At 56.4% G+C, this 11316-nt stretch carries 13 protein-coding genes; 7 read left to right on the top strand and 6 right to left on the bottom strand.

All coding sequences use genetic code 11. The features are described from left to right. Window positions 1–35: 35 nt before the first annotated feature. Window positions 36–884 carry an NADPH-dependent 7-cyano-7-deazaguanine reductase QueF gene (gene queF, locus AB5Y82_RS04300; RefSeq protein WP_368173696.1) on the bottom strand — a complete coding sequence of 283 codons (849 nt, stop codon included), beginning with the start codon at window positions 882–884 and terminating at the stop codon, window positions 36–38. Window positions 885–1088: 204 nt separating this feature from the next. Here queF and syd point away from each other — a divergent pair, with 204 nt between their 5' ends. Continuing rightward, window positions 1089–1637, top strand: a complete 549-nt coding sequence (syd, locus tag AB5Y82_RS04295) for a SecY-interacting protein (RefSeq protein ID WP_139741852.1) — start codon at window positions 1089–1091, stop codon at window positions 1635–1637. A 92-nt stretch (window positions 1638–1729) separates the two neighbouring features. Here the strand turns inward: syd and AB5Y82_RS04290 are convergent, their stop codons facing one another. The 5 genes from AB5Y82_RS04290 to AB5Y82_RS04270 form a co-directional block, all read right to left on the bottom strand. Next, window positions 1730–2515 carry a Zn-ribbon-containing protein gene (locus AB5Y82_RS04290; RefSeq protein ID WP_100646600.1) on the bottom strand — a complete coding sequence of 262 codons (786 nt, stop codon included), beginning with the start codon at window positions 2513–2515 and terminating at the stop codon, window positions 1730–1732. 3 nt (window positions 2516–2518) lie between these two features. Continuing rightward, a complete protein-coding gene (locus tag AB5Y82_RS04285; RefSeq protein WP_127006389.1) occupies window positions 2519–2815 on the bottom strand; it encodes a DNA-binding protein in 297 nt (98 codons plus the stop codon). Window positions 2816–2899: 84 nt separating this feature from the next. Further along, window positions 2900–3136 carry a DUF2789 family protein gene (locus tag AB5Y82_RS04280; protein ID WP_005338602.1) on the bottom strand — a complete coding sequence of 79 codons (237 nt, stop codon included), beginning with the start codon at window positions 3134–3136 and terminating at the stop codon, window positions 2900–2902. Window positions 3137–3210: 74 nt separating this feature from the next. Next, the gene (locus tag AB5Y82_RS04275; protein WP_058057872.1) at window positions 3211–3510 is read right to left on the bottom strand and encodes a DUF3301 domain-containing protein; all 300 of its coding nucleotides are present in this window, start codon (window positions 3508–3510) and stop codon (window positions 3211–3213) included. A gap of 112 nt (window positions 3511–3622) precedes the next feature. After that, window positions 3623–4663, bottom strand: coding sequence for a DUF3549 family protein (locus AB5Y82_RS04270; protein ID WP_159143181.1), 1041 nt, complete (start codon window positions 4661–4663; stop codon window positions 3623–3625). Window positions 4664–4939: 276 nt separating this feature from the next. Between AB5Y82_RS04270 and AB5Y82_RS04265 the strand changes: the two genes are divergently transcribed. From AB5Y82_RS04265 to ptsG, 6 genes are all read left to right on the top strand, one after another. Continuing rightward, the gene (locus tag AB5Y82_RS04265; RefSeq protein ID WP_005338596.1) at window positions 4940–5275 is read left to right on the top strand and encodes a YqcC family protein; all 336 of its coding nucleotides are present in this window, start codon (window positions 4940–4942) and stop codon (window positions 5273–5275) included. Continuing rightward, window positions 5272–6045 (top strand): tRNA pseudouridine(65) synthase TruC, encoded by a 774-nt coding sequence (gene truC / locus AB5Y82_RS04260; RefSeq protein ID WP_041202291.1) that lies wholly within the window; start codon window positions 5272–5274, stop codon window positions 6043–6045. Before AB5Y82_RS04265 ends, truC begins: the two co-directional genes overlap by 4 nt. Window positions 6046–6135: 90 nt before the next feature. Beyond that, complete coding sequence (locus AB5Y82_RS04255) at window positions 6136–6576, top strand: flavodoxin (protein WP_159143183.1); 441 nt, start codon at window positions 6136–6138, stop codon at window positions 6574–6576. A 542-nt stretch (window positions 6577–7118) separates the two neighbouring features. After that, window positions 7119–8357: a maltoporin gene (locus AB5Y82_RS04250; protein ID WP_111899949.1), complete on the top strand. Its 1239-nt coding sequence runs from the start codon at window positions 7119–7121 to the stop codon at window positions 8355–8357. Between the two features lie 77 nt (window positions 8358–8434). Beyond that, complete coding sequence (locus tag AB5Y82_RS04245) at window positions 8435–9427, top strand: MalM family protein (RefSeq protein WP_159143185.1); 993 nt, start codon at window positions 8435–8437, stop codon at window positions 9425–9427. A gap of 424 nt (window positions 9428–9851) precedes the next feature. Next, window positions 9852–11282 (top strand): PTS glucose transporter subunit IIBC, encoded by a 1431-nt coding sequence (gene ptsG, locus AB5Y82_RS04240; protein ID WP_005338586.1) that lies wholly within the window; start codon window positions 9852–9854, stop codon window positions 11280–11282. The last annotated feature ends 34 nt before the right edge of the window (window positions 11283–11316 follow it).

The following is an 11316-nucleotide window of genomic DNA, read 5'->3' as shown; positions in this document are numbered from 1 at the left end:
GGCAGTGCGACTGCCCTCTCTGTCGCAACTCGACTTTATTGGCGGATCAGACGCAAGTTGGCGGGCACGGCTTCGAAATCGGAGCGGAACGGGTTGATGTCGAGGCCGCCGCGGCGGGTATAGCGGGCATAGACGGTCAACTGCTCAGGCTGACAATAGTGCTTGAGGTCGATAAAGATCCGCTCGATGCACTGCTCGTGGAATTCGTTGTGCTGGCGAAACGAGATGAGATAGCGCAGCAGCTTCTCCCGATCGAGTTTCGGCCCCTTGTAGCGGATCACCACAGAGCCCCAGTCCGGTTGGCTGGTGACCAGACAGTTGGATTTGAGCAGGTGGCTGTGCAGGGTTTCCTCGACCAGCTCGCTACCGGCTGCCCCTTGCAGCAGGGACGCATCAAACTCGTAATTGTCTACCTCGATATCCTGCTCATCGATGCACTCGCCGGGCAGCTGGGCAATCTGGTGCGGCGCCTTGTCGAGGGGGAACAGGGTCACCTTGACGATCTCACCCGCACAGGCGCTCAGATCCTTGGTCAGCATGGCGGCGACTGCCTCGATAGAGTCGCAACGGGTCTGGTTGAAGGAGTTGAGGTAGAGCTTGAAGGATTTGGATTCGATCAGGTTCGCACTGGTGGCCGGAATGGCCACTTCACCCACCGCCACCATCGGCTTGCCCTTGGCATTGAGCCAGGAGAGCTCATAGAGGGTCCAGACATCGCAACCGCTAAAGGGCAGGTCATCGCCCAGCTTGAGATCATCCCGGTTCAGGCTACGTGGAACCGGCTGCAGCAGGGAGGGGGAGTACTGGCTGATGTAATCGGATTGCTGGCCCAGGCTCAGGCCGGTCAGGGCGCTGGCCCCGGCGTATCTATCTTGTTTGCTCACAGGGTTGCTCACGTAATGTGCTCATGATGAGTTGAATGAAACGGGCCATTGCAGGGCCGGATGGTTGCAGCCGTTTGGCTTGGGCGTCGGCCTCTCTGTATCCCGTGTTCTGTTTCCCGGGTCGCAAGGTCGGCTGGCAACCTTGTCTGTTACCGGGTTTGGTGGTGCAATAGCGGACTTTGCCAGCAATTGTGGGGATTTTCGATGTCGGATCAAGTTTTGTCTGCCCTGGAGCACTTTTTTGCCCGCTGGCAACGGGATGGCGAGGCCAGACGAGGCCTGCCCCTGTGCGAGTGGGAGGCGGACTGGCGTTCCCCCTGCCAGCTTGGTGAGCCCGCCGATGGTCGGGTGGCCTGGCGTCCTCACTATCGCTCCGAGCCCGCCGATTTTACGGCCATGGCCGATGCCCTTGAGCTGACAATTCATCCCAGCGCCATTGCCCTGTTCGGGCACTGGTTCAGCCGCCCCATCCCCTGCCTCTTCAAGGGGTTGCGCCTTGAACTGATCCTGCCGTGGAACGAGGCGGATCTCGACCTGCTCAAGGAGAACCTCATCGGCCACCTGCTGATGCTGCGCAAGCTAAAACGAACCCCCTCCATCTTCATTGCCACCACCCGCAACGAGATGACGCTCATCTCGCTGGATAACGAGAGTGGTCAGGTGTGGCTGGAGTGGCTCGATTCTGGTCGCCGTCTGACGCTGGCGCCCTCTTTGCCGGCGTTTCTGGAGCGGCTTGAGACGTTGCCGCAATAGCACCTGTTCGAGCCAAGGTTACCCATCGGAACGAAAAGAGCCTTGCCATGCGGCAAGGCTCTTTTTTATGGCATCGCGTACAGGGAACGCGCTTAATCCTTGAAATCCCAGGAGAGGTTGGAGACCAGACGGCAGCTGTCGCACTTGAAGTCGAAGATCTCGTGCAGTGGCTCTGCCAGCGCCCACTCACCGCCACAGCTGGGGCAGGGGCGCGCCTTCTCCTCGGCCGCGCTCAGCCCGCCCACCCGATAGAGGTAGTAGTAGGTGGGGATGCCGCTCAGCACTTCCAACCGTTTGGCCAGATCGCTGCCGCGCCGGTAGAGGCGGCTGCCCACTTCGCCGATTTCATGCAGCGCCGCATGTTCGGCGATGGAGCCGTTCATCTGCAACTGATCGCACGCCTCCCAATCCTCCTGCCACTTGATGATCTGCTTCTGATCGCCGTTGGCGACTGCGGGCAGCTGGTAGAGCGGAATGGGGGCGAAGTGGTCGCCACAGCGCAGAGGCGAGCAGGTGTGCAGGAAGCTGGTGTAGAGCATCATCCAGCTCGGCCGCTCGCCCTGCTGGCCGCAAGGATCTGTGCTGTCGGAGAGCAGATCAGCCCCCTGCAGCTGGAGTTTTGGCGCCAGCAACCCCGCCTGATTAAGCTGCTGTTCGGCCAGCTTGACCTGATCGCTCTGGTTATCGGGGTGCAGGCTATCCTGCTCCGGGCAGACTACCCGACTGACGAAATAGCCGTCGTGCATGCTGGTAGGGAACTCCCGCCCGAGGATCTGGCCCTGATAACGCAGCATGTCGAGGTAGTTGACGATGGCCCGCTCGGCTTCGCCAAGGGAGGTATCGCGGTAACACTCAAAGCAGAGTTCGACGATATACATGGTTCAGCCTTGCCCCTGCTGGAGGAGCAGGTCGGTCAGGCGATCCACCTTCTGTTCGATGCGTGCGAGCTGTTCGGCGAGTTGCTGCAGGGTGAGCTCCGGTGCTGGCTGGGGGGCAGCCTCTGGCAGGATCTCGCTCTCGGCGGTCGCGACGGGCTGCTGCTTCCACTGGCTCAGCACTTTCAGCAGCTCGGCCATAGGCACCGGCTGGGTGAGGCGGGCCTTGATCATGGCGGTGGTGGGTGTCAGGCCCTTGGCGGCCAGCTCGTTGGCAATTCGGATGATCTCGTGGGCGGACATAAGCATGCTCTGGGTGAGAAGGGGGGATCGATATCGGGGCGGGATCTTAACCAAAGCCAGCAGGGGAGGAAAGGGGCGGGCGGCTTAGCGGGGCTGGCGCAGCATCACATCGAGCTGGTCGATCGCCTCGCACCAGTCGGAGTCGTTCCACAGGGCATCGCGCAGAAAGCTGGCCTGGGCGGCGTTCCAGAAACCGGCCTCCGGCAGCAGGGTTTCATTGTCGAGGTGATGGTCGTGCACAAAGCGGTGCAGGCTCAGCTCGTCGTTGGCCATCCCGAGCTGGGCAAACAGGGCTGGCAGATCGTGGACAAGGGGTTCCATCTCGTCTCTCCCTTTGTTTCATCCCTGAGATTATAGACAGGCACAGCCATCGGGCGCAGAGACGAGATTGGGGATCAGGCAGAAGGGATGCGATGGGGTGGCAGATCAACGCCCACGACGTGCAGCCCCTGCATCTTGAGGGTGCCCTGATAGTGGCTCTCGCCATCGCTGGAGAATTCAAACTGGTAGTGGGTGAGCAGCCTGAGCGGCTTGCCGGCCAGTTCACGGCGGCTGCGGGCCAGTGACAGCAGTTGCAGATCATGGTGCTGGCAGTAGCGGCGCATGTATTGCCAGGCCACTTCTGCCTGTTGGCGTTGCAGCCAGAACAGGCCGGCTACGGCAATCAGCAACAAAATTCCGAGCATCTCTCCCATAGGCGGGCTTCCTTATCGTGATGTCGATAACCGGGAGTCCTGCTCGGCACTCCCGATCTCCTTTTCTATATTCCTGCCGTGTTGCCTCGTGGCGTGAGGGGAAGGCGAGGGATCAGGCCGAGGCAAACAGACGGCCGATGGCCTTGCCCAGCGCATCGCTGCGGTTGGGGTCACGCAGTCTGGCCAGCATATCATTGCGCAGGGCTGGTAAAGTGACCAACTCGGCAAAAACCTGATTGAAGAACTGGGTCGGTTGTAGCGCCAGCTGTTCCAGATAGTGGCTGAGCAGATTGGCATCTTTCAGATCGGGCCAGAGCCGGCCGGCGATGGCGAGCAGCAGCGCAGGGCTCGGCTGGGTTTGCAGCAGGGTCAGCAGCTTGTTGGTGCGCAGCGTGCTGCCAGGGCAGGAGGCCATGGCGCGGCAGAGGTAGGCCAGGGTCTCCGGGTTGGGGGCGGCGCACTCCTGCTCCTTGCCGATCCGCTCGAGCAGGGCGCCTTGTACTGCCGGCGGCAGCGGGGCGTTTTCAAGGCTCTGGCAGAGAGCGTAGAGCGGCTCTTGCGGCAGTTTGGGCAGCGCCTTGCAGATCAGCGCCAGATTGCGTTCATCATACAGTCGCTCGGCCAGATCGGCAAAGCCCTGTAGTCCCAGCGTCTGCCAACCGGTGTCGTTGGGGGCGGCCAGATAGTGGCAGAGGGCATCGTAATAGGCGGAAGGGGCCTGCTCCAGCTGGCGCGCCAGCTTGGCGTGCAGACTGGCCATTTTTGCCTCCGCCGGGCGGAAGGTGTAGGGATTGTCGGCCAAGCGCTGGGCTTTCTCTTCATCCAGATCGCCGGTGAGCTTGTAGCCCAGGGTCTCCACCACCTGATCCATGAACAGCTTGGGGCCGTTTGACATCAGCAGGCCGCGCTCATCGAGGGCAAACTTGAGGAACCAGAGGTAGTGGCGAGACTCGCTCGGCTGGAAGAAGTGCACACCCAGCCAAGCGTGCTGTTGCAGTGGCCAGGGATAGGGCTCCTGCTGCTGTTCGATGCGCACAAAGGTATCGCTTGCCAGTGACCGCACCTGGCGGCCCATGTCAAACAGCTGGAACTGGGTGCCAGCCTGAGTCAGAAATTCGGTCAAGGTATTGATGGCAGTAGGCGTCGCAGACATGGTGAGATCCGGCTAATGGTGATGCGGGCCGATTATAAGGCCCTTGCCGAGGATAGCCAGTGGCAGCAGACGTGCGCTGCGGCAGATATCAACATGGCAGCCATGCGGGGGGAGGTGTATAGTATCGCCCTTTTTTAACGGCGGCAGGTCGCGCTGGTTGCCGTGTATGTCGATGAGCCGGCTGAACCGCCGGTGCTGTGCGACTGAATGTATCGGCATCCTGGCTGACCCTGTCGGGTCGGCGGATCAATTTGTGGTTATGAGGAAGAGAGCGAGATGAATCAATATTTGCTGGTAGCTGGCCTGTTGGGGGAACTCACCGCCGAGTTGCAGCGCCTTGAGCGCTGGCAAGCTGACCATCCCGGTGACGAAGCCCTGGCAAGCACCTTGCCTTTTTGTGTCGATACCCTGAGCTTTGATCAGTGGCTGCAGTTCGTGCTGATCCCGCGCATGGAGCAGCTGGTGATGTTGCAGGCTCCGCTGCCCACCAGCGTCTCCCTCTATCCCATGGCCAGCGAAGTCTACAAAGAGGATCTGGCCGAGGCAGAAGCGCTGCTGCGCCTGATCGCCCGCTTCGACCTACTGCTTTCCGGCAAAGTGATCGAACAATGATGCCAGATCAAACCCGAGAAGAGAGTGACCTGAAGCTGACCCTGCTCTATCAGGATGAGTGGCTGGTGGCGGTCAACAAGCCGTCCGGTCTGCTGGTGCATCGCAGTTGGCTCGACAAGGGCGAGACCCGTTTTGCCATGCAGATGACCCGGGATCTCATTGGCGGTCGCCATGTCTATCCGGTGCATCGCCTCGACCGGCCCACCTCCGGTGTGCTGCTGTTTGCGCTCGATCCGGTGATTGCCCGCGCACTCACCGAAGCCTTTACCCAACGTCAGGTGCACAAGGAGTATCTGGCATTGGTGCGTGGCTGGGCGCCCGAGCAGGGGGTGATCGACTATCCCCTCAAGGAGCAGCTGGACAAGATTGCCGATGCCATGAGCAACCCGGATCGCCCGGCGCAGGATGCCGTCACCACCTTCCGGCGCCTGCATCAGGTCGAGCTGCCCCACGCGGTATCCAAAAAGCACCCCACCAGTCGCTACAGTCTGGTCAGATTGTTCCCGAAGACCGGCCGCAAGCATCAGCTACGCCGCCATATGGATCACCTGTTCCACCCCATCGTCGGGGATACCACCCATGGGGATGGTCGTCACAACCGTTTCTTTCGCGAGCACTTTGGCTGCGAACGGCTGCTGCTGGTGGCCCGCACCCTGAGCTTTACCCATCCGGTGCTCAAGGTGCCGATGCGGATCCAGGCGCCACTCGGTCAGGATGTGCTGCGCCTGTTTGCCGAGCTGGGCTGGCCCGCCAGCGAGAGCGACTACTAAGCGCCTGATCCTCAGCCTTGAACCGGTGGCATCTGACGCCAGCTTGCTGATAGAGTTGCTCAAAAGAGTGACTCACGCGGGGAGCTGAGAATGGCGCAGATCGATATCGTGGTAGGAACTGTCTATGGCGTAGCCATGCTGGTAGCCGAGACCTTGGCAGATGAGCTGAAACGCAATGGGCATCACTGTTCCCTGCACGAAGAAGCACGGCTGGTGGACATAGACCCCGGCCGTTTTTTATTGCTGGTCAGTGCTACCACCGGGCAGGGGGACATTCCTCCCAATCTGCAGCCCTTTGCCAGCGAGCTGGCTGACAAGGCGCCCTGGCTCAAGGGGCTGCGGTATGCCCTGATTGCCATGGGCGACAGCAGCTATGACCATTTTTGTGGTGCGGGCCGTCGGCTGGACGGATTGCTGCAAGAGCTGGGCGCCACGCGAGTGATTCCCCCGCTGGAGCTAGATGCTACCGTGCACGATGAACCCGAACAGGTGGCACTCAGCTGGCTGAAAAAGTGGGATATTCAGCCCTGAATATTCTCTGAAAAAGAGCCATATCAATCCCCTGATCCTTAACCGGCAGGGGATTGTTATTTGCACAAATGTCATCTCACTCAGCAAGCATATTTCCCACTCTTATTGTCGATAGTGGCGGAGGGATATTTTCCCCTTTTGGCATTCCATCGGCGTAATGATTTCAAGCGCACCGCAGACCCGTTCTCCAAATAAAAGTTCAATCTTGAAAGCGATCTCAGTCATGTTTTTGTCATTCGATCGTAAAATAACGACTTTGGTTCAGTCGCGAATTAATTGCTGGTAACGCTTTCAGGTTTGGTGTGATTGCTTGTTTTGCGGTTTTATTGGTTAACTGTTGCCTTGTTGGCCGTTTTTTTGCTGGCAGGTGTTGTGGCTATCGTTTGCCGAGCGATTTGTCGCCATTTTGTGAGTCGCTTCATATTTGTCGTGAAATACGCTCCCTATAATCAACCTCGGTTATCACCAACAGGATTACATGGTGATAAGAAGTTGAATATTCAGGATCACACTCCTCACTGCGGGAAATAAGGAATATGACAATGAAAATGAAGTGGCTCCCGATTGCAGCAGCTGTTACTGCCGCCCTGGCTTCCCAAGCCGCCTTTGCCGTAGATTTCCACGGTTACTTCCGTTCCGGTATTGGTGTTTCCGACAACGGGGATATGCAGACTGATGTCAGCAAACAGAAAGTAGGTCGTCTGGGAAATGAGAACGACACCTATGGTGAAGTTCAGTTGGGCCAAGAGGTCTACAACAAGAACAACCAGACTTTCTATGTAGACTCAATGGTTGCCATGACTGCAAACCAGAAAACAGGTTGGGAGTCCACCAGTGGTGACACTCAGTTTGTGGTTGCTCAGTTCAATGCTCAAGCCAAGGGTATGTTTGGTGGTAATGAGACCCTGTGGGCCGGTAAGCGCTACTATCAGCGTCATGACATCCATATCTCTGACTTCTATTACTGGAACGTATCTGGCCCTGGTGCTGGCGTAGAGAATATCGAGATGGGCCCTGGTAAAGCTTCGTTTGCATGGGTTCGTAGTGATGAGGGTGATGTAAACACCAATATTCTGGATGCTCGTTATGCCGGTATCCCTCTCTGGACTGATGCTTCATTGGAGCTAGGCATTGATTATGCTCTGGCCAATGATACAGAAGAGCAGAAAGGCAAAGTTATTGATCCAACTACTGGTGCCACAGCTGGTAGCAGTTCTGACGGTATGATGTTGACTGCCGAGTTGACTCAGTCAATGTTGGGTGGTTTCAACAAGACAGTTGCTCAGTACTTTACCGATAGTTACAGCACCAATGCTGTTTACTACGGAGCTGGTGGCTGGACCAGTCAAAGTGGCGATGGTGGTAATGGTTTCCGCTTGATTAACTGGGGTGTGCTGCCGGTCGGTGACAAGGTTGAATTTGGTCACCAGATTGTATATGGCCAATCCAACGGTGTTGATAAAGACACTACCGATATGGATACCTTCTCTATCGTTGCTCGTCCCATGTACAAGTGGAACGATGTAATGAAGACTATTGCCGAGGTAGGTTACTACAAAGACAACGTAGAGAAGACCGGTTCAGCCAAGAAGAGTACTGACGGCACCAAGTACACCTTGGCTCAGGCTTGGTCTGCTGGGTCCAGCTTCTGGGCTCGTCCTGAAATCCGTGTGTTTGCCTCCTATGTGCAGCAGGATGATACTTTCCGTCCGAGCACCGCTGGTGGTCTGAAAGAAGACAATGCTTGGAACTTCGGTGTACAAGCTGAAGCTTGGTGGTAATCTCTCCATCACCTGATTTCAAGTCGCCCCCGCTTGTCGGGGGCTCTTTTTTTCAAGATGGCGTGTAGGGTATGCAGATGAAATATAGCAAGGTAGCGTTGACGATTTTGTGTTCCACTCTGATGACGGCATGTGCGTCGCTTGAGGCAACGGTGGCTCCGACTCAGGAGTACAAGAGCATCCTCGATAGCCGCTCCAACGCATTGCAGCAACTCGGCGCCGCCACAGTATGTTGCAGCAGTATCAATGAGTTGCAGTATCAGCCGTTGGCGGCGGAGCAGGAAAAAGTGGTTGCCATTGATGGCAGCTCTCCGGCATTCAACTTCCCGGAAGGCAAGAGCTATTACGCCGCCTTCAAGCTGCCGACTAATTCCGGTGATCTCAAGATCACGGTTGCTGGTTTGATCGACAAGACGTTGTTTAACCCCACAGTGTTGCTGCTGGATTCCCAGTTCAAGCCGACCCGCACCATAGGTGCCGATATCATTACCTACAAACCAGCGCGTATGTTGGATGGCGATCGAGTTGAAGGCGTCTTTACCATCGACCGCTCCTATGTCGGCAATCCGAACAATGAAACCTATATGGTGATTTACACCACTCAGGCCACCCTGAGCCAGACTACCCAAGCCATGAGTCCTTCTAAAATGATGGCCAAGTCCTTGAGCGTGCAGGATTATGGTGCCAAGGATCCGCTGATCCCGCACTCTGCATGGGGTGTGGTCAAAATTGATGTGGAAGATATGAGTGCCAGTGCGCTCGGTGATAACTTCTACAAACCGGTCTATCAGGAAGCGATCGATGCCAATACACCGATCGTGGATGCGACCCCGAACAAGCTGGTTGTGCCTGCTGCGACTGCAGCCACAGTGGCTGGGGCAACTGTCGCAGCCAAACCTGCTCCTGCCATGTTGAGTGAAACTGAAGTCTTCTATCAGAGCCAGATCGAAAAAGCGGTCAAGGCGGGGGATATCGACAAGGCGATGAAGCTGGTGAACGAGGCTGAGCGGGCTGGTTCAACCAAGGCAAAAAGCGTGTTTATTGATGCGGTCAAGCGGTCGCAAAAATAGAATAATACGACCATTTACTGGTCAGATATATTTATTGAGGCCTCCCTTGTTGGAGGCCTTTTTAATCGGTAGACTGTAATAAATAAAAATCACGCCGTTACATTTGGTTACAGTGAGTTGCTTTTTGATGTAAATGGCATTATTAAAATACAAAGTGAAACTGCTATTTATATGTCTTTGTAATAGAGTGATAATGCGGATATATTAACTTATATTAGATGCGTTTTTTAGCTGCTAAACAAGTTGTGATCTTCCCTCCAAATTCAATATTCCCCCGCCTTCGAAAGCAGCAATTTATGACCCGCTGGGTTATATTCTGATGGTCAAAATAAACAAGCCCGACTCGAAGATATCTGAATGAATCAGTGCTTATTTCATCCAGATAGATCGTTCAGGGACGACAATCCATTCAGGAGCGCACACAATGTTCAAAAATGCTTTCTCTAATCTGCAAAAGGTTGGTAAGGCGCTGATGCTGCCAGTATCAGTCTTGCCAGTCGCAGGTATTCTGCTGGGGGTGGGTGCTGCCCACTTCAGCTGGATGCCGGAAATTGTCTCCCAATTGATGGAGCAAGCCGGTGGTTCCGTATTTGGCCAGATGGCCCTGCTGTTCGCAGTAGGTGTTGCTTTGGGCTTTACCAATAACGACGGTGTATCCGGTCTGTCAGCCATCGTTGGCTACGGCATCATGGTCGCAACCCTGAAGGTCATGGCACCTGTGATGGGTGTTGAAACCATCGAAACCGGCGTGCTGGGTGGCATCCTGGCCGGTGGTATCGCTGCCTGGGCGTTCAACCGTTTCTACAAGATCCAGCTGCCAGAGTACCTGGGCTTCTTCGCGGGCAAACGTGCCGTACCCATCATCACCGGTTTCCTCTCCATCGGTCTGGGTGTGATCCTGTCCGTGATTTGGCCGCCAGTGGGTGGCGCCATCGGTGCCTTCTCTGACTGGGCTGCCAACCAGAACCCGGTACTGGCCTTCGGTATCTACGGCGTGGTTGAGCGCTCTCTGATCCCGTTCGGTCTGCACCACATCTGGAACGTACCGTTCTTCTATCAGGCTGGTACCTGCGTCAACGGTGCCGGTGAAACTGTTCACGGTATCATGACCTGCTTCCTGACTGCTGATGACGCTTCCCGCGCTGCAGGTAACGGTTTTGGTCAGCTGGCTGGTGGCTACCTGTTCAAAATGTTCGGTCTGCCTGCTGCTGCGTTCGCCATTGCTCACGCTGCCAAGCCGGAAAACCGCGCCAAGATCGTTGGTATCATGGCCTCTGCAGCCCTGACCTCTTTCCTGACCGGTATCACCGAGCCGATTGAATTCTCCTTCCTGTTCATCGCTCCGGTTCTGTACGCAATCCACGCTGTACTGGCTGGCCTGGCTTATGTGCTGACCAACTCTCTGGGTATCGTACACGGTCACACCTTCTCCAACGGCTTCATCGACTTCGTGGTGCAATCACCGCGTGCCGACAACATGCTGCTGCTGGTTGGTCTGGGTCTGGTTTACGCGGCTATCTACTACGTGGTATTCAGCTTCGTTATCCGTGCCATGAACCTGAAAACCCCAGGTCGTGAAGACGAGACTGCTGAAGAGGCCGTTGGCCAAGGCAAAGACGAGATGTCTGCTGCTCTGGTTGCCGCCTTCGGTGGTAAAGAGAACATCGCTTCTCTGGATGCCTGCATCACCCGTCTGCGTGTTGGTGTGAAAGATGTTGCCAAGGTTGACCAGGCTGGTCTGAAGAAACTGGGTGCTGCCGGTGTGGTAGTGGCTGGTTCCGGCGTTCAAGCCATCTTCGGTACCAAGTCCGACAACCTGAAAACCGACATGGACATCTGGATGAAGAGCAACTAATCCTGTTGCCTGAATATCAGCGTGTTTGAAGAGG

The sequence above is a fragment of the Aeromonas sp. s13 genome (assembly GCF_040907905.1).
In the GTDB taxonomy this organism is placed as follows: Bacteria; Pseudomonadota; Gammaproteobacteria; order Enterobacterales; family Aeromonadaceae; genus Aeromonas; species Aeromonas veronii.
The sequence above is the reverse complement of the archived record's forward strand: the minus strand, read 5'-3'. Positions and strand labels throughout refer to the sequence as shown.